Annotated in this window: 20 protein-coding genes; 3 read left to right on the forward strand and 17 right to left on the reverse strand. The window is 64.6% G+C overall.

Going from position 1 to position 21816, the window contains the following annotated elements; translation table 11 throughout:
• Nucleotides 1-212: 212 nt before the first annotated feature.
• The 17 genes from chvE to GGD62_RS06450 form a co-directional block, all read right to left on the reverse strand.
• A complete protein-coding gene (gene chvE / locus GGD62_RS06370; protein ID WP_018315910.1) occupies nt 213-1286 on the reverse strand; it encodes a multiple monosaccharide ABC transporter substrate-binding protein in 1074 nt (357 codons plus the stop codon).
• 76 nt (nt 1287-1362) lie between these two features.
• Nucleotides 1363-2241, reverse strand: coding sequence for an SMP-30/gluconolactonase/LRE family protein (locus tag GGD62_RS06375; protein ID WP_183708228.1), 879 nt, complete (start codon nt 2239-2241; stop codon nt 1363-1365).
• Complete coding sequence (locus GGD62_RS06380) at nt 2241-3317, reverse strand: aldose epimerase family protein (RefSeq protein WP_183707636.1); 1077 nt, start codon at nt 3315-3317, stop codon at nt 2241-2243. Before GGD62_RS06380 ends, GGD62_RS06375 begins: the two co-directional genes overlap by 1 nt.
• A gap of 2 nt (nt 3318-3319) precedes the next feature.
• A complete protein-coding gene (locus tag GGD62_RS06385) occupies nt 3320-4246 on the reverse strand; it encodes a Gfo/Idh/MocA family protein (protein WP_183707638.1) in 927 nt (308 codons plus the stop codon).
• Nucleotides 4243-5007, reverse strand: a complete 765-nt coding sequence (locus tag GGD62_RS06390) for a FadR/GntR family transcriptional regulator (RefSeq protein WP_018315906.1) — start codon at nt 5005-5007, stop codon at nt 4243-4245. The genes GGD62_RS06385 and GGD62_RS06390 overlap by 4 nt, the downstream gene beginning before the upstream one ends.
• Nucleotides 5004-5984, reverse strand: a complete 981-nt coding sequence (yjfF, locus tag GGD62_RS06395; RefSeq protein ID WP_183230962.1) for a galactofuranose ABC transporter, permease protein YjfF — start codon at nt 5982-5984, stop codon at nt 5004-5006. Before yjfF ends, GGD62_RS06390 begins: the two co-directional genes overlap by 4 nt.
• Nucleotides 5981-6973: an ABC transporter permease gene (locus tag GGD62_RS06400; protein WP_183707640.1), complete on the reverse strand. Its 993-nt coding sequence runs from the start codon at nt 6971-6973 to the stop codon at nt 5981-5983. Before GGD62_RS06400 ends, yjfF begins: the two co-directional genes overlap by 4 nt.
• Nucleotides 6970-8514, reverse strand: a complete 1545-nt coding sequence (locus tag GGD62_RS06405) for a sugar ABC transporter ATP-binding protein (protein ID WP_183707642.1) — start codon at nt 8512-8514, stop codon at nt 6970-6972. The genes GGD62_RS06400 and GGD62_RS06405 overlap by 4 nt, the downstream gene beginning before the upstream one ends.
• 118 nt (nt 8515-8632) lie before the next feature.
• Nucleotides 8633-9598, reverse strand: a complete 966-nt coding sequence (gene ytfQ, locus GGD62_RS06410; RefSeq protein ID WP_018315902.1) for a galactofuranose ABC transporter, galactofuranose-binding protein YtfQ — start codon at nt 9596-9598, stop codon at nt 8633-8635.
• A 388-nt stretch (nt 9599-9986) separates the two neighbouring features.
• Complete coding sequence (locus tag GGD62_RS06415) at nt 9987-11159, reverse strand: fumarylacetoacetate hydrolase family protein (RefSeq protein ID WP_179737505.1); 1173 nt, start codon at nt 11157-11159, stop codon at nt 9987-9989.
• A gap of 95 nt (nt 11160-11254) precedes the next feature.
• Nucleotides 11255-12313: a putative sulfate exporter family transporter gene (locus tag GGD62_RS06420; protein ID WP_183707644.1), complete on the reverse strand. Its 1059-nt coding sequence runs from the start codon at nt 12311-12313 to the stop codon at nt 11255-11257.
• A gap of 111 nt (nt 12314-12424) precedes the next feature.
• Nucleotides 12425-12643 (reverse strand): hypothetical protein, encoded by a 219-nt coding sequence (locus GGD62_RS06425; protein ID WP_018315898.1) that lies wholly within the window; start codon nt 12641-12643, stop codon nt 12425-12427.
• A gap of 165 nt (nt 12644-12808) precedes the next feature.
• Entirely contained in the window at nt 12809-13522 is a 714-nt protein-coding gene (locus tag GGD62_RS06430) for an ABC transporter ATP-binding protein (RefSeq protein WP_183707646.1), read from the reverse strand.
• Nucleotides 13519-14274 carry an ABC transporter ATP-binding protein gene (locus GGD62_RS06435; protein WP_183707648.1) on the reverse strand — a complete coding sequence of 252 codons (756 nt, stop codon included), beginning with the start codon at nt 14272-14274 and terminating at the stop codon, nt 13519-13521. The genes GGD62_RS06430 and GGD62_RS06435 overlap by 4 nt, the downstream gene beginning before the upstream one ends.
• 2 nt (nt 14275-14276) lie before the next feature.
• Nucleotides 14277-15296 (reverse strand): branched-chain amino acid ABC transporter permease, encoded by a 1020-nt coding sequence (locus GGD62_RS06440; protein WP_018315895.1) that lies wholly within the window; start codon nt 15294-15296, stop codon nt 14277-14279.
• Nucleotides 15293-16195, reverse strand: coding sequence for a branched-chain amino acid ABC transporter permease (locus tag GGD62_RS06445; protein WP_183707650.1), 903 nt, complete (start codon nt 16193-16195; stop codon nt 15293-15295). Before GGD62_RS06445 ends, GGD62_RS06440 begins: the two co-directional genes overlap by 4 nt.
• Before the next feature lie 89 nt (nt 16196-16284).
• The gene (locus tag GGD62_RS06450; protein WP_183707652.1) at nt 16285-17544 is read right to left on the reverse strand and encodes an ABC transporter substrate-binding protein; all 1260 of its coding nucleotides are present in this window, start codon (nt 17542-17544) and stop codon (nt 16285-16287) included.
• Between the two features lie 171 nt (nt 17545-17715).
• Here GGD62_RS06450 and GGD62_RS06455 point away from each other — a divergent pair, with 171 nt between their 5' ends.
• Genes GGD62_RS06455 through GGD62_RS06465 form a run of 3 tightly spaced genes read left to right on the forward strand, consistent with a single transcriptional unit; the run spans nt 17716 to nt 21760 of the window.
• Complete coding sequence (locus GGD62_RS06455; RefSeq protein ID WP_183707654.1) at nt 17716-19209, forward strand: AMP-binding protein; 1494 nt, start codon at nt 17716-17718, stop codon at nt 19207-19209.
• Entirely contained in the window at nt 19206-19853 is a 648-nt protein-coding gene (locus GGD62_RS06460; protein ID WP_018315891.1) for a TetR/AcrR family transcriptional regulator, read from the forward strand. Before GGD62_RS06455 ends, GGD62_RS06460 begins: the two co-directional genes overlap by 4 nt.
• A complete protein-coding gene (locus GGD62_RS06465; RefSeq protein ID WP_183707657.1) occupies nt 19850-21760 on the forward strand; it encodes an NAD(P)/FAD-dependent oxidoreductase in 1911 nt (636 codons plus the stop codon). The genes GGD62_RS06460 and GGD62_RS06465 overlap by 4 nt, the downstream gene beginning before the upstream one ends.
• Nucleotides 21761-21816 lie beyond the last annotated feature (56 nt).

Genomic DNA, 21816 nt, shown 5'->3' on the forward strand with positions numbered 1-21816 from the left:
TTTTTTTTTTTTCGTGTTTCTCTTTGGTTGAGTGTCGTGCGGGGTTGTCTGCGCGCCCCCCCCCCCCCCCCCCCCCCCCCCCCCCCGCCCCCCCCCCCCCCCCCCCCCCCCCCCCCCCCCCTCTCCGCGAGTCCCACTGCCACCTCGCTCGCGGAGGCTCCCCCTCACCCTAACCCTCTCCCCGCAAGCGGGGAGAGGGGAAGGAAAGAGTATTACTGGAACTGCGCCTTCTTGTAGTAGCCGCTGTCGACCAGCACCTTCTCCCAATTGTCCTTGTAGACCACGACCGGCTTGAGCAGGTAGGACGGCACGGTCTTGACGCCGTTCTCGTAGGTCTTGGTGTCGTTGACCGTGACCTGCTTGCCGGCAAGCGCGGCGTCGACCATGTCGGCGGTCACCTTGGCGAGGTCGCGGGTATCCTTGAAGATGGTCGAATATTGGTCGCCGCGCAGCATCGCCTTGATCGAGGGCACCTCGGCGTCCTGACCCGAAATGATCGGCATCGGCTGATCGGCGCTGCCGTAGCCGACGCCTTTCAGTGAGGAGATGATGCCGATCGAGATGCCGTCATAGGGCGAGAGCACGGCGTTGATCTTCTTGTTGCCGTAGTAGGCGCTGAGCAGATTGTCCATGCGGGCCTGGGCGGTGGCGCCGTCCCAGCGGAGCGTCGCGACCTTGTCCATACCCATCTGGCCCGAGCCGACGACGAGCTTGCCGCTGTCGATATAGGGCTTCAGCACGCTCATCGCGCCGTTATAAAAGAAGTAGGCGTTGTTGTCGTCGGGGGAGCCGCCGAACAGCTCGATGTTGAACGGGCCTTTGCCGTCCTTCAGCCCGAGCCCCTGCTCGATCGACTGCGCCTGGAGCACGCCGACCTGGAAATTGTCGAAGGTCGCGTAATAGTCGACGTTCGGCGTGCCGCGGATCAGGCGGTCATAGGCGATCACGGTGATGCCCTTCGCCTTGGCTTGCTTGAGCACGTCGGACAGCGTGGTGCCGTCGATTGCAGCGATCACCAGCGCTTTCGCGCCCTTGGTCACCATGTTCTCGACCTGCGAGAGCTGGTTCGGGATGTCATCCTCGGCATATTGCAGGTCGGTGTTGTAACCCCGCTCCTTCAGCACCTTGACCATGTTGTTGCCGTCGTCGATCCAGCGCGCCGACGATTTGGTCGGCATCGCGATGCCGACGGTCGCCTTGTCCTGGGCGGAGGCGGTGAGGCCTGTGGCCATCGTCGCAGCGCCGGCCAACGCCAGTGCGAGGAATGTCGTCTTCAGTTTCAGCATGTTTTCACTCCCTTGGGTGTCAGACTGTTTCTTGATGTCGTCGAGAACGTCGTCGTCGTGGACTGCCTCTGGTCTCCTATGCGAGCTTGACGTCGGGCTCCGCGCGACCGCGCGCGGATGGCTCCAATAGAAAAGTGCAACCGGCTTGCGGATCGGCGGCACGCGCCGCCGCGTCCATATCCTGCCACGCTGACGTGACGAGGAGGCGCGACAGATCGGGGCCGACGAAAGCCGGGCAGCTTGCCTGCTTTGCCGGCACGCTCAGCGAGCGCAGACGCTCGCCTTGCGGAGAATAGACATCGATCCGGCTCGCGCCCCAGCAGGCATTCCAGATGTTTCCGTCGGCATCGCACACTGACCCATCGAGGCCGCCGATACCGGTGTGTCGCAGCAGCACCTCCGGCTCGCCGCGCGGCAGGCCGGTCGCGGGATTAAGCGGGACTGCGTAGAGCACGGCGCGTACGGTGTCGGTGAAATAGCCAATGGCGCCGTCCGGCGAGAAGCAGATCGAATTGGGGATGCTGATGCCGGGAAACAGCGTGGAGATCTTGCCGCGATGCAGCGCATAGATCGCCCCTGCCTTCGGCTCAGCCTTCTTGCCCATGGTGCCGATCCAGAACGTGCCGGACTGGTGCACGCGGCAATCATTGGAGCGCGTGGCGGGCTTGTCCGCTTCGAGCGGAAGGAACAGCGTCATCGCACCGTCGGCGACCTTGCGGATGTAAAGCCCATCCTCGGCGACGATCAATTGCCGCTCGGCATCGATGCGCCCGAGCGCGCTCGCCATCCGGCCGAGCGCGTGGACGCGAATGCTGCCGCTGTCGAGTTGCGCCTCGAACAGCCGTCCCTCGCGAATGTCGAACCACCAGGCGGTGTCTGTGGCCACGTCATAGGTCGGGCCCTCGCCGAGATGACAGGGATCGTCCGAGAGAACTGATGTCGGCACCTGTTCCATCATGACGCCCTCACACCGAAGCGATAGACCGTGTGATGCCGATAAACTCCGCCGGGATCGAGGCGCGGGCTCGGGAAATCCGGCCGGTTCGGCGCGTCAGGCCAGATGTGCGGCTCCAGGCACATGGCATCCGATTGCCGGATCAGCTTGCGGCCCTTCCCCGAAATCGTGCCGTCGAGATAGTTGCCGGAATAGACTTGCAGGCCGGGTTGGTCGGTGAACAGCTCCATGACGCGCCCCGCGCGCGGTGCCTCCAGCCGCGCCGCGAGCGCAAGCTTGCCGTCGCGCGCAAGGCAGTAGGTGTGGTCGTAGCCCCTGCCGTTGCGCAATTGCTCATCGCCTTGCCGGATACGTTCTCCCACGGGTCGAGGCTCACGGAAGTCGAACGGCGTTCCCGCCACCGCGCGAGGCGGTCCAGGCAGCGGAATGGCGGTGGGGTCGATGGCGAGGAAATGCTCGGCGGCGACCGTCAGCCTGTGATCGAGAATGGGCGTGCCTGACGTCGCGCCTTCCAGATTGAAGAAGCTGTGGTTGGTGAGGTTGACGATGGTGGGACGGTCGGTCCGCGCCTCCATGCTCAACGACAATTCGGTCGGGCCGGTGACGCGATAGGTCAGGCGGACATCGAGCTGGCCGGGATAATTCTCCTCGCCATGCGGACTTGTGTAAGTGAGCGTCACCCCGGGCGCGGCGCCGTCGTCGATCTCCGCAATCTGCCAGAGCTTGCGATCAAAACCGTCGAGGCCGCCGTGCAGCGCATTCGGGCCGTTGTTGACCGGGAGCTGTACCGTTTCACCGTCGAGCGAGAACTGTCCGTTGGCGATACGGTTGGCATAGCGGCCGACGGTCGCCCCAAGGAACTTTCGCTCCGCGAGATAGCCGGCGAACGCATCATGGCCGAGCACGACATCGTCGTGACCGCCCTTCGCATCCGGCGCAATCAGCGCCTGGATCACCGCGCCGTGGGTGATGATCCGCGCCTCGAAGCCGCCCTCGCCGCGCAGCACGATGCGCTCGACTTCGCGGCCGTCAGGCAGTGTTCCGAAGATGTCTTTTGTGATTTTTGATGCGGCCATGTCTAATCCACAAACGGTTCGACCACGGTGCGCCTACCGAGCAGGAAGGCGTCGGCGACGAGGCGAAGCGGCGTCAGATCGACGTCGCTTGCGCCGGTCGCCGCGAGCTCGACGAAGCGCCGGTAGAGTCCGCGATATTCCTCATCGGGCGCCTCGGCAAGCACCTTGCCGTCGACCTCCATCCGCGCGCCACCGCTGGACAAAGTCATCCGGCCCTGGTCCGTTTCGACGACGATATCCCAGCTCTGCGGTCCGGTCTGGCGGAAATCGAACTCGGCGGTGACAGCAAGGCCATCGATGTCGGTCAGCGTCAGGTTCGCCGCAATCGGTGCCTGGCAATTGGCGGGAAACGCCAGCTCAGCCGCGGTGACGAACACGGGTTTCGGCAGGATCCTGGTCAGGATCGACAGCGCGTTGATGCCGGGGTCGAACACGCCGAGGCCGCCCGGCTCCCAGATCCAGCCCTGCCCGGGATGCCAGACGCGGACATCTTCCTTCCAGCTGATGTGCACCGACTTGATGCGACGCTCAGTGAGCCATTGCCGCGCGGGCTCGACCGCCGGCGCATGGCGTGAATGCCAGGTCGCAAACAGCGTTAGCTTTGCCTCCGCCGCCATCGCGATCAGCGGATCGAGCTCGGCGACACCGATACCCGGCGGCTTCTCCAGCATGACATGCTTGCCGGCGGCGAGCGCCGCGGCAGCCTGCGCGCGACGCACCTGCGGCGGCGTGCAGAGCGAGACCGCATCGATCGGCGGCCCTTTCTCCAGCAGCTCCTCGATGGTGGCGAAATGCGGCAGTTCTGGCAGCGAGGCGTTACGGCTGGCAATCGCCGCCAGCGTCGCGCCCGGCACGGCGGCGATTGCGCCCACATGCTGGTCGCGCGCGATCTTGCCGAAGCCGACGATGGCGATGCGGAGTTCCGTCACGATCCCTCTCCAGATTCCACGGAGGCCGGTGCCGTCTCGATGACCGTGCCCTCATGGCGATGCATGCCGTTGTGAATGACGAAAATCATCGCCTCAGAGGCGGCCTCCGCATCGCCGGCCGCAATCGCATCGACGATCTTCTGGTGCCAGAGCAGCACCGTGTCGCGGTCCTCCAATTCGACCGGCGCGCTCAGCAGGAACGAGGCGCGAAGCGCGGCCTCGATGACGTGGCCGATCGAGCGCATGAACAGGTTGCCGGAGGCGCGCGCCACGGCGACGTGAAGTGCGAGGTCGGCATCGGCAAAGCCGACCGAATCGGACGCTTCGAGCCGCATGCGCTCCATGCTGCGCCGAAGTTCGGCCAGATCCTCCTCCGACCGCTGCTTGGCCGCCAGCATGGCCGCGCGCGGCTCGACCGCGAGACGGATCTCGGCGAGGTCATTGAGGAAACGCTTGTCGATACCGGCGTCCAGATGCCAGGCCAGCACGTCGGCGTCGAACATGTTCCAGGCGGCGCGTTCGCGCACGACGGTGCCGACGCGCGCCTTGGTGGTCAGCAGGCCCTTGGCGACCAGGGTCTTCACGCTCTCCCGCAGCACCGGCCGCGACACGCCGAACATCGCGATCATCTCGGCATCACCAGGCAGGCGCGTCCCTTCCGCGTAGCGGCCGGCGATGATGTCGACGCCGATCGAGCGGGCGACCTCCGCATGGTTGGAGTGAGCCCGCCGCGTCGGGATGACGACGATGCGCGATGTCATGTGGCGGCTCCTGCGCTCTTCGCCAGCGGCCGGCGCGCGAGCGCGACCAGTCCCTGCTGCAAAGCAATGAAGGCGAACAGCAATATGCCGGTCGCGATCTTGGTCCACCAACTCGACAGCGTGCCGTCGAAATTGATGTAGGTCTGGATCAGACCCTGGATCAGCACGCCGAGGAAAGTACCGATCACCGAGCCCTGCCCGCCCGTGAGCAGCGTGCCGCCGATCACGACGGCCGCGATGGTGTCGAGCTCGACGCCGACGGCGGAAAGCGAATAGCCGGCGCTGGTGTAGAACGAGAAGACGATGCCGGCGATGCCTGCGAGCAGGCCCGACAGCATATAGATCTTCACCGTCATCTTGCCGACCGCAACCCCCATCAGGCTCGCTGTCGTCCGGCTGCCGCCGAGCGCATAGACATTGGCGCCGAACCGGGTGAGATGCAGCAGCAAGGCTCCGCCGATCACGATCGCGAGCATGATGATCGCAATCGCCGTCAATCGCCCGCCACCCGGCAATCGCAAGGCGAAGTCCGACACGGTGGAATAGATCGGCGCGGTGATCGGTATGGATTCGGTGGAGAGCAGGAAGCTCGCTCCGCGCGCCAGGAACATGCCGGCGAGCGTCACGATGAAGGGTGGCAAATCAAAGACATGGATCACCGCGCCCATCGCCGCACCGAAGGCCGCCGAGAGTGCGAGGACGGCGACGAAAGCAACCAGCGGCGGCATGCCCCACCGCTCGATCGCGAGCGCAACAAAGACGGTGGTGAAGCCGATCACCGAGCCGACCGAGAGATCGATGCCGCCGGAGATGATGACGAAGGTCATGCCGGCCGCGACGATGCCGAGGAAAGCGTTGTCGGTGAGCAGATTGCCGACGACGCGGGTCGATGCGATGTTGGGAAACTGCACCGCGCAGGCGGCGAAGCCCGCGACCAGCACGATCGCCGTGATGAGGGCGGGCGGCAGACCTCTCATGCTTTCGTCCTCCGCAACCGCGCGGCGATGCCGGCAAATCCGGTCAGCTTGGGCGATTGCAGCAACAGCACCGTGAGCACCACCACCGCCTTGACCAGCAGGTTGAACTCCGGCGGATAGCCGGACAAAAGGATGCCGGTGTTCATGGTCTGGATAATCAGCGCACCGAGGACGGCCAGCAAGAGCCTGAAGCGGCCGCCGAACAACGAGGTGCCGCCGATCACCACGGCCAGAATGGCATCGAGCTCGAGCCAGAGGCCGGCATTGTTCGCGTCCGCTCCCATGATGTCGGCCGCCGCGATCACGCCGGCCAGCGCGGCGCAGACGCCGCACCAGACATAGACCGACAGGATCATCGCACGGGTGCCGACACCGGCAAGCTCGCTCGCGCGCGCATTGCCGCCGGTCGCCTCGATCAGGAGGCCGAGCGCGGAGCCCCGCACCACCGCGCCGGTCAGGATGAGCATGCCCAGGGCAATCACCACCGGTACCGGCAGGCCGAGCACCGAGCCATTTCCGAGCCAGACCAGATCCGGCGAGGAGAACGTCACGATGCGTCCCTCGGTGATGAGCTGGGCGATGCCGCGTCCCGCCACCATCAAAATCAACGTCGCCACGATCGGCTGCATGCCGAGCACCGCGACGAGGAAGCCGTTCCACAGGCCGCAAATCAAGCCCGCGCCGAGTGCTGCCGCCAGCACGACGGCCAGACTGTGAGTGTCGGCGAGGCTCGCTGCGATCGCGCCGCAGATCGCCATGACGGCGCCGACCGAGAGATCGATGCCACGCGTCGCGATCACCAGCACCATGCCGAGCGAGAGCAGCGCCACCGGCGTGCCGCGGTTGAGCACGTCGATCAGGCTGCCGAACAGCCGGCCGTCCTGCAGGCGCAGGTCGAAGAATTGCGGCGACACCACGCGATCGACCGCGAGGATGACGATCAGCGCCAGGATCTGGGCAAGGCCGCGGCGCGGCAGCAGCGCTGTCATGTGTGGGCCTCAAGCGCAACAGCGACGCTATCGGCAGCAATGGCGGCGAGAATGTTGCCGACGTCGATCGCCTCGCCCGCGAGCTCCTCGATATGGGCGCGGTCGCGCAGCACGACGACGCGGTCCGAATAGGTCACGATCTCGTCGAGCTCGGAGGAGATCACGAGCAGCGAAAGCCCGTCGTCGCAGAGCTCGCGGATCAGGCGGATGATTTCGGCATGCGCGCCGACATCGATGCCGCGGGTCGGCTCGTCCAGCACGAGAAGCCGCGGCGAGGTCGCGAGCCAACGCGCCAGCAACACCTTTTGCTGGTTGCCGCCGGAGAGCAGGCCCACGGGGCGCTCCGGATCGGGCGGGCGGATGTCGAGCATCTTGACGTAGCGGCGCGCGATCTCGTCCTGCTCGCGGCGCGACAGCGGCCGATGCAGGCCGCGCTTGGCCTGGAGCGCGAGCACGATGTTCTCGCGCACGGTGAGCTCGGCGACGATGCCGTCGGTCTTGCGCTCCTCCGGGCAATAGCCAAAGCCGTGGCGGACGCCGTCGCGGGGCGACTGCAGCCGCACCGGCGCACCCTCCACCCTCGCCTTCCCGCCATCGGCGCGCTCGGCGCCGAACACCAGCCGCGCCGTCTCGGTCCGGCCCGAGCCGAGGAGGCCGGCGAGACCGACGACCTCGCCATGGCGCAGCTCGAGATTGAACGGCGCGACATAGCCGGCCTTGCCGTAATTCTCGAAACTCGCGCAGACCTCGCGCACCTTGTGCTCGCCCACTGATGCGCGCGCGCCGGTGGTTTCGGCCAATTCGCGGCCGAGCATCAGCCGGATCAGCTCGAGCCGGGGCAGCGAGGCGGTCTCGCGCTCCCCAACGAGGCGGCCGTTACGCAGCACCGTGATGCGATCGGAGATCTCATAGACCTGATCGAGAAAATGACTGACGAAGACGATGCCGATGCCGCGCTTGGCAAGCTGGCGCATGATGCCGAACAGGATCTCGACCTCGTGGCGGTCGAGGCTTGCGGTGGGCTCGTCCAGGATCAGCACGCGCGCGGAGAGATCGACGGCGCGGGCGATCGCGGTGACGTGCTGCACAGCGACCGAATAGCTGCTGAGCGGCGCGGCAACGTCGATGTCGAGGCCAAACTCCGCAAGCAGCGCCTTGGCGCGGCGGCGCATCTCGCCCTCGCGCACGATGCCGAAGCGCATCGGCTGGCGATCGAGGAACAGGTTCTGCGCCACCGACAGGTTCGGCAGCAGGTTGACTTCCTGGTAGACGGTGGCAATGCCCGCTGCCAGCGCTGCCTTGGCCGAGCGCGGCGCGACCTCTTCACCGCCGATCCTGACGATGCCGGCATCACGCGGGAATACGCCGGTGACGACCTTGATCAGCGTGGACTTGCCGGCGCCGTTCTCGCCGAGCAGCGCATGGATCTCGCCGGCGCGCAGCGTGAAGTCGACCTCCTGCAGCGCGCGCACAGCGCCAAAGCTTTTGCTGATCCCGCGCACCTCAAGAAGGGGCAGAGCAGGATCGGGGCTGTTCTGCATGGCAAATTCACTCCCACGGGTGCCCGCCATTGAAGCGGACACCCAGCCTAGCCGTTCGTGCAGCGGTTTCGAAGGGGGATCGCCGGACCACTGGAGGCGGTCCGGCGCGGAGCCCCCCTCAGTAACCGAGGCCCTTCTTGCTGTCGTAGATCTTCTGCGGATCGTCGGCGGCGGTATAGAGCTTGGACTCGGTCTGGATCCACTTCGGCGGAACCGTGCCCTTGCCCTTGAAGGCTGCGACGGCATCGAGCGCCGGGCCCGCCATGTTCGGCGTCAACTCCACCGTGGCGTTCGCTTCGCCGGCAACCATCGCCTTGAAGATATCGGGGACCGCGTCGATCGAAACGGTGAGGATGTCCTTGCCAGGCTTGAGGCCGGCTTCCTTCATCGCCTGAATCGCGCCCACCATCATGTCGTCGTTGTGGGCGTAGACCGCGCAGATGTTCTTGCCGCCGCCTTCGGCCTTGATGAAGCTTTCCATTACCTCCTTGCCCTTGGCGCGGGTGAAGTCGCCGGTCTGGCTGCGCACCACCTTTAGGTTCGCGTGCTTGGCGATGGCGGTGTCGAAGCCTTTCTTGCGGTTGGTGGCGACGCTGGCGCCGACCGTGCCCTGCAGCTCGACGATGTTGCAGGCCTTGGCGCCGACCGTCTTGGCCAGCCAGTCGCCGGCGACCTCGCCCTCATGCACGCTGTCCGAGGTTACGGCGGTGAGATAGAGCTCCTTGCCGGAGGGATCGATGTCGCGGTCGAGCAGCACGACCGGGATCTTGGCTTCCTTGGCCTCCTTCAGCACCGAGTCCCAGCCGGTCGAGACCACGGGCGCAAGAAAGATCGCATCGACGTTCTGCGCGATGAAGGAGCGGATCGCCTTGATCTGGTTCTCCTGCTTCTGCTGCGCGTCGGCGATCTTGAGATTGACTTTGCGCTTGGCGGCCTCCTGCTTGGAGACCGACGTCTCGGCGGCGCGCCAGCCGGATTCCGATCCGATCTGCGAGAAGCCGATGGTGAGCTCGGCGGCATTCGCGGGCAGCGCGAGCAGCAAGGCGGCCGTGGCGCTGGCCGCAAAGAGGGCTTTGAGGATCATCAGGCGAGTCTCCCAAGATGTTATCCGGGGCGCCGATTGGTAGCATGGCACCCGCAGGCCGGCCTTTGAGGCGGCGGGAGGGACTATTTCACGGAAGATGGGTTCCGACTAGTCATATTATTTGACTATTTGAAGGAAAACGCGCCCGAGCGGCGGCAAGCGGTTCTAAGACACGCCAAGCGCGATTTTGTTCCGCCGATGCAACGGGAAGATGAAGAAGGTTTTGTGGTTGGGTCCAGCCGCGGACACCGTCATGGCCGGGCTAAACACTTGTCCCCGGCCATCCACGCTCATCTCGCATGACGAAGAACGTCGATGCCCGGGACAAGCCCGGGCATGACGGCCCCATAGACGTTCGCTTGGGAGGTCAGCTGCGAGACGTGAAGCGCTAAATCAGCTTCCGCTGCGCCAGGTTCTTCATCAGCGCACCAATGCCGAAGGTCCAGGGCTCGCACTCGTCGCTGGTGCGCATCCGGTTGACGAGATTGCCGAGTTGCGGCGCTGCGATCGTGACGATGTCGTCGCGCTTGTGGGTGAAGCCCTGCCCCGGCGCATCGCGATCCTTGACCGGCGCGAACATCGTGCCGAGGAACAGCACGAAGCCATCAGGGTATTGATGCACCTTGCCGATGGTCTGCTCGACCAGATCGGTCGGATCACGGCTGATCTTGCTGATCGAGGAATGGCCGTCGAGAATGAAGCCGTCCGCTCCCTTCACGTTCAGGCTGATGTCGAGCTTGCGCGCATCGTCGAGCGTAAAGCTGTCGTCGAACAGGCGCAGCAGCGGTCCGATCGCGCAGGAGGCGTTGTTGTCCTTGGCCTTCGACAGCAGCAGCGCGGAGCGTCCTTCGAAGTCGCGCAGATTCACGTCGTTGCCGAGTGCGCCGCCGACGATCTTGCCGCGGCTCGACACGAACAGCACGAGCTCCGGCTCCGGGTTGTTCCAGGTCGATTTCGGATGCAGGCCGGCATCCATGCCGGTGCCGACCGAGGACATGGTCGGCGCCTTGGTGAAGACTTCGGCATCGGGACCGATGCCAACCTCGAGATATTGGCTCCAGGCGTTCTGATCGATCAGCACCTGCTTCAGATGCATCGCCTGGTCGGAGCCCGGCTTGAGCTTTGACAAATCGTCGCCGATCAGCCGCGTCACCTCCTTGCGGATCGCTTCGGCCGAGGCGGGATTGCCCTTCGCCCGCTCCTCAATCACGCGCTCCAGCATCGAGATGGCGAAAGTCACGCCAGCAGCTTTCAGCGTCTGCAGGTCCACGGGCGCAAGCAGCCACGGCTTTTGGCGATCGCGCTGGTCCGGCGCCGTGTTGGCCACGATGGCGTCGAGATCGCCGATGCGCTCGCCCTTGGTCAGGCTCAGCGCCTTGGCTGGGTTGTCCTCTTCGCAGAGCGCGCTGATGGTCGGAAATCTTGCGGTGACGTCGAACACGCCATCGCCACGGACGGCGACCACGGCCGGACCGTTCGCCTGCGGCAGCCAGACGCGGCCGGCGAGTGTGCCGCGTGTTCCGTCCTCGGGGAGAAGGTCTTTCACCGTCAATATCGTCATGGCCGCGCCCTCACTGTTTCTCGGATCAGCCGCAGCCGATCATATTGGCGAAGAGCAATAAACGTCTGGCGGGGGAAGTCCAGAGAGCGCGCCCCTCACTTGAACCAATGCACCAGTGTGATGCTGATGCCGAGCAGCAGCATCAGCGACAGCGTCACCGCGGCCGTCACCCGCCCGCCGACATTGGCGAGCACGCGCACGTCGACGCCGAGTCCGAGGGCCGCCATCGACACCACAGTGAGAAAACTCGTGATCTTGGTCACCGGCCCAACCACCGTCCCCGGCACGATCTCGAGGGAACGCAAGGTCGCCAGCGCCAGAAAGCCGAGGATGAACCAGGGCACGAGGCGGAAGAAGCCGACGCTGGTCTTCTTGGCATCGCTCTGCCAGCGCGAGGCAACCAGCGACAGGCCGACGACGACCGGCCCGAGCATCAGCACACGCATCAGCTTCACGAGCGTGCCGATCTGCGTCGAGACGAGCCCGGCCGGGACCGTCGCGGCCAGCACCTGCGGCACCGCATAGACCGTGAGGCCGGCGAGGATGCCGTATTGCGTGGCAGACAATTGCAACAGCGGAATCAGCAGCGGCAGGCCGAGCACCATCATCACGCCAAGGATCGCGGTGAAGGAGATCGAGGATGCGATCTCGTCATTGTTGGCGCCGATAATCGGCGCCACGGCGGCGATCGCCGAATTGCCGCAGATCGAGTTGCCGCAGGCGATCAGGATCGACAGCCGCGTCGACAGGCCCAGCATCCGGCTGATGCCAAAGGACACGCAGAGTGCAATCACCACGACGGCTGCGATCGACGCCAGCAGCGCGACGCCGGAAGCCGCGATAGCGGCGAAGCTGATCGAGGCGCCCAGCAGCATGACCGCGACTTCGAGCAGCTGTTTTGCGCTGAAGGCGATGCCGGCCTGCCAGCGCGGCGCGGGTTTCCAGAAGCTGCGCAGGGCCATCCCGAGCAGGATCGCCATCACCAGCGCCTCGACATAGGGATGCTCGAACACCCCGAGCTCAGCCCTTTCTAGCAGGGCCGAGACACCGGCGACGGCGATACAGAGGAGGATGCCTGGAATCAGCGCGAAAATACGGCTCGCGGCGGTGGCCGGCTTGGCATCGGCCGGGCTGGATGCTTGATTCTGCGACACAAATCTCTCCCAGGGGAGAAAGATTTATACGCAGCGCCAGCTCAATGGGGAATAAGTTTTCGACATATCAGGGCCGAGGGAAGTTCTGTCCTCAACCCGGAATAAACGGCCTCAGAAGATCAGGCTCTTGGCGAGCGAGGCCACACGGCTGAACCCGTCGTAGACGCCGGGTTCGAAGAACGCTGCACGCGCGAGCACAATTCCGGCCACGAGCGACCAGAACAGGCCGGTGCCGACCCGCAACAGGAGCTTTGACGCGCGCGACTTCGGCTGGGCATCCGTTGCGGACACCAATTGCTCGCCGAAGGGCTCAAATCCAGTGCGTTCCATAGCAGGCCAATCCATCAATTCGTGGCTGAAATGTCGTCTTTTCGACCCCAAACAGCAATGGAAGCGATTGGCTTTTTTGGTCCCCCGCGGGGAAACTCCTTCCGCCGGAATGACCCCGGACAACCGTTTTCTTCTTCGGGCCTATTCGGGCACCGCCCGCCCGGCTCAAAGGGCCAGATAACGCCGGCGGATCGCCTCATTGGCTTTCAGCTCGTCGATTCCGGCGGCGTAGACGATCTGGCCCTTGTCGATGATCGTGGCGTGGCTCGCGAGCCCCAGGCAGAAATGCATGTTCTGCTCGGCGATCAGCACGGTCGATCCGATGCTTCGAAGCTGCCGCAACAGCTCGCCGATCCGCTGCACGATGATTGGCGCGAGCCCCTCGCTCGGCTCGTCCAGCAGCAACAGCGCCGGATTGCCCATCAGCGTGCGCGCGATGGCCAGCATCTGCTGCTCGCCGCCCGAAAGACGGCCGGCAATGCGATGGCGCAGCGGCTCCAGCAGCGGGAACACCTCATAGATGCGCTTGATCGGCCATTCGTCCTGGCCCTCCGGCCCCCTCTTCTTTCCGATCACGAGATTGTCCTCGACGGTGTGCTCCGGAAAGATCTGGCGGTCCTCCGACACGAAGCCGAGGCCGGCACGCGCGATATGGTGCGGCTTCCAGCCGGAGATCACCGAGCCGCGGAGGCTCACCCTGCCGCGCCGCGGCGGCGCCAGCCCCATGATCGCCTTCATGGTCGTGGACTTGCCGGCGCCGTTGCGGCCCAGCAGCGCCATGGTCTCGCCCTGCCGCACCGAGAGGCCGACGCCGAACAGGATCTGGCTGGTGCCGTAATAGACGTCGAGATCGACGACTTCGATGACGACAGAACTCATGCGGTCGCTCCCGCATGCTCGGTGCCAAGATAGGCCTCGATCACGGCGCTGTTGTTGCGGATCTCCTCGGGCGTGCCGGTCGCAAGAATGCGGCCATAGCAGAGCACGACGATTTTAGGCGCGATCTTGAACACGATGTCCATGTCGTGCTCGATGAAGACGACGGTGATCTTCTGGGTCTCCCAGAGCTCGCGCACCTTGTCGATCATGCGCCAACGCTCTTCCGGCCCCATCCCGGCGGTGGGCTCGTCCAGCAGCAGCACTTTTGGTTCGAGCACCAGCGCAAGGGCAATATCGAGCAGCTTCTGATCGCCATGCGACAGTGTCGCGGCGGTGCGATGGCGTTTGCCCGCAAGGCCGAGCAGCTCCATCACGTGCTCGGCGCGGTCGCGCGTCTCCGCCAACGGAAAGCGCTTGTGCAGCACCGCCGAGCTGCGCTGGTCGGCACTGACCGCAGCGAGCATTGTTTCGTGCACCGTCAGCGACTTGAAGATGCTCGCAACCTGGAAGGCGCGGCCGATGCCGTGCCGGACGATCTCCGGCGGCGAGCGGCCGGCGAGATCGACGCCGTCGAGCAGCACCTGGCCGGTGTCAGGCTTCAACGCGCCGGTGATCAAATTGAAGAACGTGCTCTTGCCGGCGCCGTTCGGACCGATCACCGCGGTAAGCGAACCGTCGGGGAAATCGAGCGAGACGTCGTTGGTTGCCTTCACGCCGCCAAAGGACTTTGCGAGGTTGCGGATCTCCAGCATCGCTAGCGGCCCTCGCCTGCGTCGCGCCGCTGCGAAAACCATTCCGCGACGAAATCCAGCAAGCCTTTGCGCAGGCCCAGCGCGAAGAACAGGATGACAACGCCGAGCACGATGCCATGGTACTCGGTGAACCGCGTCACGGTGTCGTTGAGCAGCAGCAAGAGCACGGTGCCGACCATCGGCCCGAGGAAGGTTGAGACACCGCCGAGCATGTTGATGAAGATGCCTTCACCCGAGATGGTCCAATAGGCGAATTCCGGATAGGCGCCGGAAACGAACAGCGCCATCACCATGCCGCCCATCGCCGCGAACAGCGCTGCCAGCACGAACACGGTGAGCTTGGCGCGCCAGACGTCGATGCCGAGAAAGCTCGCGCGCGCGGCATTGTCGCGGATCATCCGCAACGTGTAGCCGAACGGCGATTGCGCGATCTGGCGCATTCCGAGCAGTCCGAGGATCAACAGCGCGCAACTGGCGATGTAGAGATGGACGTGGTTGGCCAGATCGATGCCGAGAAAGACCGGTCGCGGAATGCCGCCGCGCAGGCCTTGGTCGCCGCCGGTGAAGGAAGCCCAGGACAGGATGGTCGAGTGGATCAGCATCTGGAAGGCGAGCGTGACGAAGGCGAAATAGATCTCCTTGAGCCGCACGCAGATGGCGCCGATGACGGCCGCGACGAGCGCCGTGATCGCCAGCGTCGCCACGAAGGCGACCGGAACGGGCACGCCGAGCTTCTGCATGATCAGGCCGAAACTGTAGGCGCCAAGGCCGAAGAACATGCCATGGCCGAACGAGGTCAGGCCGGTGTAGCCGACCAGTAGGTTGAGTGAGGTCGCGAACAGCCCGTAGGCGGAGCAGCGGATGACGAAATCGAGCAGCGCCTTGCTGCCCGTCAACAGCGGCAAGCTCGCCAGCACGGCAAAGGCGATCAGCGCGATCAGGACGTCGCGATAACGTTGCAGCACCGAACCACCGCGCACGGGTGCCAGCCCTTGCGCACGTCCGGCCTCCAGCTCGGTCATGCCGCCTCCTTGCCGAACAGGCCGGTGGGTTTCGAGACCAGCACGATCACCATGAACAGATACATCAGGCCTTCGGTGAACAGGGGAAAGCCGAGCGAGCCGAACGAGCGGATCAGGCCGAGCAGCAGCGCGCCGATCAGGGCGCCCAGGATCGAGCCCATGCCGCCGATCACGGTGACGATGAAGGATTCGATCAGCACCGAGAATCCCATGCCGGGCGTCAGCGAGCGCACCGGTGCGGCGAGTGCACCCGCGAGCCCCGCCAGCATGCCGCCGAGCGCGAACACGCCGCCATAGATCAGGCCGGTGTTGATGCCGAGCGCGGACACCATGCCGGGATTCTGCGCGGCGGCGCGGATCACCTTGCCGATCCGGCTGCGCGACAGCCCGATGCCGAGCACGATCGCTGCGACCAGCGCGACACCGATCAGCAGCAGGTAATAAGGCGGCACCACGCCTCCGGCGATGAACAGCGGCATCACCTGGAACGCGGACGGCATGCCCATCGACTTGAATTCCGGCCCCCAGATCAGGCGCACGACATCGTCGAAAATCAGCACGAAGGCGTAGCAGACGAGGAGCTGCATCAAGACGTCGGCGCCATAGACGCGGCTCATGAAGACGCGCTCGAAGATCAGGCCGAGAATAGCGGTGCCGGCAGCGCCCGCCAGCATCGCCAGCGCGAAACTGCCGGTGATCTGATAGGCGGTCATCGCGAAGTAGGCGCCGAACATGTAGAAGGCGCCGTGGCTGAAATTGACCACCTTGAGCACGCCGAAGATCAGCGTCAGCCCAACCGCGACCAGGAACAGCAGCATGCCGATGATGAGGCCGCTGGTGGTTTGCGTCACCAGGCAGGCGGAACTGGAGAGGCAGCCGGCAAGCGCGTCGAGATCCACGAGAGCACTTTCATTATCGGGCGCCTGACACGGCGCGAAAACTCAAACGAAACGGCGAAGACGGTCGCCCGCCTCCGCCGCGCATCAGATCAGGTGTAGCCCTTGCTCTTCTTCCACTCGGCTTCGAGCTCGAAGATCGTCTTCCAATCGCCGGCCTTGACCTCCGGTACATAGGGCTCCTGCGGGATCGTGGTGCCCCAGCCGATGGCGTAGCCGACCAGCGTGTGATCGTCGCCGCGCATCGTCACGGTGCCGTCGGCGCCGAACGGGCACTTGATGGTGAGGCCCTTCAGCGCCTCCGCGATCTTCTTGCCGTCGGCCGAGTTCGCCTTCTTCGAAGCTTCGGCCATCAACATGATGGCGGTGGCGTTCTCCCATGACCAGTTGGTCGGATATTCGTTGTACTTCGCCTTGTAGGCGTCGCCCCAGGCGGCATTCTCCGGCGTGGTCGGGAAGGTCTTGATGTAGCGGTTGCCGGAGTGGATGCCCTTGGGCAGGTTCTTCACGACAGTGAGCGCGGTGTAGTCGGCCATGTTGACCGCGAACACCTCCATCTGGCCGAACATCGCGTAGATGTTGGCCTGATCGATATAGGAGGTGAGATCGCCGCCCCACAGGCAGGAATAAAGCGCCTGGGGTTTGGCCTGCAGGATCTTCGTCACCACCTCGGTGTAGTCGGGCTGGAACAGCTTGGGCCAGGACTCGCTGATGATCTCGACTTCGGGCGCGAAGCGCTTCAGGTACAGCGTGAACTCCGCCGTTGTGTCGCGGCCATAAGCATAATCGGGCGAGCAGGTCGCCCATTTCTTCAGACCCTTGGTCTTGGCGATCGCCGCGGCATAGCTGCCGCCGATGATGGAATCGTGCACGCCCTGTCGCGCAGTGCGGAAGGCATTGGGAATGTGCTGCTTCGGGTCCGCAGTCAGCGACGAAGTTTCCGAATTGGTGTGGATGCAGAACACGCCGAGATCGCGTGCAACCTCATGCACCGCGAAGGCGCCAGACGAGGCTTCGGCGTCGATCAGCAGCTCACAGCCATCGGTATTCACGAGCTCGCGCGCGACGCGGGCGGCTTCCTGCGGCTGGCCCTTGGAATCGCGGATCACCATCTCGATCTGCCGGCCGGCCAGGCCGCCGGCGACGTTGACCTTCTCGACCTCGAGCATCACCGCATTGCGCGAGGACGTGCCGAGCTGGGCCACGCGGCCCGACAGGATCGTCGGCATACCGATCTTGATGGTCTTGGCTTGCGCACGCGCCACCCAAGGCGCGGCAACACTCATCGCACCGGCGCCCATCAGCGCCAACGTTGAACGGCGGCTGATGCCCGGCGTGCGGGTCCTCGTCATTTTTCCCTCCCTCTGTCGGGTCGGCGTTTCAAATCCCTGTCGGAGATCGTGTCGTCTCCGTATTCCGGAGGATTTCAGAGGGTGGGGGGTGACGTCAAGCCGAAGATGAATTACGAGTCAGAATTCATTGTAGGAGGAAGTGCGGCCGACAAACGGCCCAAAAGTCCGCAAATGATCAATCTTTCGAGTTTCATCGCCTTTCATGCCCGGCGCACGCCGGACCGGCCCGCGCTGAAATATCGCGGCGAGGAGATTTCCTACGCGGCGTTCGATGCGCGTGTCCGAACGGTGGCGGGCTGGCTGGCCGCGCAGGGCATCGGCGCCGGCGATGTCGTGACCGTGCTGATGAAGAACAGTGCGGCTTTCCTGGAGCTCGTCTTCGCCACCAGCCATCTCGGCGCGGTGTTCTTGCCGATCAACTTCCGCCTCTCCCGCGACGAGGTCGGCTACATCACCGGCAATGCCGGCGCACGGCTTCTGATCGTCGACGAGGAATTGGCTGCGAATGCCGCGGGCACAGAGGTTGTCGTGCTCGACGAGGCCGCGCAGCAGAGCCTTGCGCGTCTTGCTGGCGATGCGCTGCCCGCGCCGATGCATGTCCGCGCACCATCGGACCTGATGCGGCTGATGTATACCTCGGGCACGACCGACCGCCCCAAGGGCGTGATGCTGTCTTACGATAATTTCTACTGGAAGTCCGCCGACCAGACGATCGCGCTCGGCCTCAGCGCCGAGACCCGCCTTCTCGTCGTCGGCCCACTCTATCACGTCGGCGCGCTCGACCTTCCCGGCCTCGCGGTGCTCTGGCACGGCGGCTTCATTCGCATCGAACGCAATTTCGAGCCGGAGACGGCGCTTGCAGCGATCGCCGAGGACAAGCTCAACGCAGCCTGGTTCGCACCTGTGATGACCAGCGCGATGCTCACCTGCCCGACGCGCGAGCGCTACGACGTCTCCAGCCTGCAATGGGCCATCGGCGGCGGCGAGAAAACGCCGGAGCTGCGCATCCGCGCCTTCGCCGAATATTTCCGCAACGCGCGCTATATTGATGCCTATGGCCTCACCGAAACCGTCGGCGGCGACACCTTCATGGAGGCCGGCCGCGAGATCGAGAAGATCGGCTCGACCGGGCGTGCGATTGCCCATGTCGAGATCGAGATCCGCGACGAGGACGGCAAGGCCGTGCCGGCGAACGTTAACGGCGAGATCTGCCTGCGCGGACCGAAGATCACGCGCGGCTACTGGAAGGATCCGGACAAGACGGCGTCCGCCTTCTTCGGCGACTGGTTCCGCAGCGGCGACGTCGGTTATCTCGATGAGGATGGCTTCCTGTATCTGACCGACCGCAAGAAGGACATGATCATCTCCGGCGGCGAGAACATCGCCTCCTCCGAGGTCGAGCGCGTCATCTATGAATTGCCTGGGGTGCGCGAGGTCGCGGTGATCGGCCTGCGCGACGCACGCTGGGGTGAACGGCCGGTCGCGATCGTCGTGCTGACCGAGGGCGCCAGGCTCGAGCTCCCTGCCCTCACCGAGCATTGCCGCGCGCGGCTCGCGAGCTTCAAGGTGCCGAAAGAGCTGATCATCCGCGACAGCCTCCCGCGCAATCCATCTGGAAAAATTCTCAAGCGCGTGCTGCGCGCCGAACTGGAGACCGTGGCATGACGCAAGGCCCAGCCACCGCGAAAGTCACAAAGCTCAACCGCATCGAGCGCAACGCCTGGACCAAGCAGAAGATCTTCGAGGCCGCCACCAAGGTCGTCGGCAAGCATGGCTATGCCGAAGCCTCCGTCGCCCGCATCACCGAACAGGCCGGCGTCGCGCAGGGCACCTTCTACAATCATTTCGAGAACCGCCAGGAGCTGCTCGACCAGCTGCTGCCCAAGATCGGCCTCGACATGGTCGAGTTCATCCGCGTACGCACCGGCACGGCGGATGCGGCGCGGCAGGAGATCGAGCGTTTCGCCGCCTTCTTCGACTTCATCCGCGAGGTGCCGGAATTTTTGCGCATCCTCAACGAGGCCGAATTCTTCGCACCCATCGGTTACCAGAAACATCTCGACAACATCTCGGTCGCCTATGTCCGCATCCTCCGCCGTGCGCGCCTTGCCGGCGCCATCGCGGATTTCAGCGACGAGGAGTTCGAGGCGATCGTCCACATGCTGATGGGTGCGCGCGGCTATCTCAGCCGCCGCTACTCCTACTCGGCCGGCGGCGTCACCGCTGTGCCCGAGCACGTCATCTCCGCTTATCGCAAGCTAATGACGCGCGGCCTCTTCACCGGCTCCGGAGACCAGGACACGCCATGAACATCGAATCTCCGCACAGGCCGCTCGACCTTGCCTCGACCATCGCAGAAGGCGACATCCGCTGCCTCCTGATGGTGCTGGTGCATATGACCGGCGACGAGAAATGGCTCGCTGCGCCGTACTTGCCCAAGCGCGACATCCGCCTCATTCCCGATCCCGAGGCAGGCGTGCCCAAGGAAATCCAGGACGAAATCCGCGCCGCGGTGGTGAAGCTCTTCGCCAATGGCACGCCGAAGCCCGTCATCACTGATCCCGGCGACGAGCTGCTGCTGAAGATGATGCGCGGCTGCCTCGGCGAGAATGTCGCGCCGGAATACGCCCCGCTGATGCGCGAGGAGATGGGGTTTGTTGCGCGCGAGGCGCGTTGGACCAAGCAGCCATCGAGCGACAAGCTCGCGGAGCAGCACGTGCTGATCGTCGGTGCCGGCGTCTGCGCCATTGCGCTCGGCGTGGCGCTCGGTCATCTCGGCATTCCCTACACTATCGTCGAGAAGAACGCCGAGCTTGGCGGCACCTGGTGGATCAACCGCTATCCCGGCTGCGGCGTCGATACGCCGAACCATTCCTATTCTTATTCCTTCGGCTCCGGGAATGCATGGACCCGCTACTTCTGCCAGCGCGAGGAACTGCTCGGCTATCTTCAGAAGGTCGCCGACGAATACGGCATCCGCGAGCACCTGCGCATCAAAACCGAGCTGACCTCGTCGCGCTGGGACGAAGGCAAAAGGCGCTGGATCTCGACGCTCAAGACCGAGAGCGGCGAAGAGACCTTCGAATCCACCGCGCTGGTCTCGGCCATCGGCCAGCTCAACGATCCCTCCCGTGCACACTTCGAGGGCGAGGACAAGTTCACGGGAACGATCCTGCATTCGGCGCTGTGGTCCGATGACATCAACATCGACGGCAAGCATGTCGCCGTGATCGGCACCGGCGCGACGTCGATGCAGCTGGTGCCGTCGATCGCCGGCCGCGTCGCCTCGGTCACCGTCTATCAGCGCAGCGCGCAATGGGCGCGGCCGGTGAAGGGCTATGCCGATCCGATCAGCGAGGGTGCGCGCTGGCTGTTGGCGCATCTGCCTTTCTACGTGCAATGGTACCGCTTTAACATGTTCTGGCGCTATGGCGACGGCCTCTTGCCTTTCCTGCGCAAGGACCCGGCCTGGCCGCATCCCGAGCGTGCCGTCAACAAGGGCAACGACCGGCACCGCCAGGAGCTGACCGATTTCATCCTGTCGGAATTGCAGGGCCGGCCGGACCTGATCGAGAAATGCGTGCCGACCTATCCGCCCTACGGCAAGCGCATCCTGCTCGACAACAACTGGTTCAAGACGTTGACGCGGCCGAACGTGGAGCTCGTCACCGACGCAATCGACCATTTCGACCAGCGCGGCATCGTAACCGCCGATGGCAATCACCGCCCTGCCGACGTCATCGTGGTCGCAACCGGTTTCAAGGTGACGGAAATGGCCGCCCGCCTCAACATCAGCGGCCGCAACGGCAAGGATTTGCGCCAAGCCTGGGCCAACGACAATCCGACCGCGTTCCTCGGCCTCACCGTGCCCGATTTCCCCAACTTCTTCTGCATGCTCGGCCCCAACTCCGGCCCGGCGCATGGCGGCAGCGTCATCTTCCAGTCGGAATGCCAGAGCCGCTACATCGCCGCCTGCCTCGCCGAAATGATCGAGCACGACGTCGCTGCCATCGACGTCCGCCAGGACGTGCTCGACGACTACGTCCGTAAGGTCGATGTCGAGCACGAAGCGATGATCTGGACGCACCCTGGCATGAGCACCTACTATCGCAATTCGAGTGGTCGGGTGTTTTCGGCGATGCCGTGGCGGTTCGTGGACTATTGGCGCATGACCCATGATCCCGATCTGCGGCAGTACAGGCTGACGAAGGCGTGAACGTTGATCGCTCGGCAGAACCGGTGCACCCTCTCCCCTTGTGGGAAAGGGTGAGA

The sequence above is a fragment of the Bradyrhizobium sp. ERR14 genome (assembly GCF_014198235.1).
GTDB lineage: Bacteria > Pseudomonadota > Alphaproteobacteria > Rhizobiales > Xanthobacteraceae > Bradyrhizobium.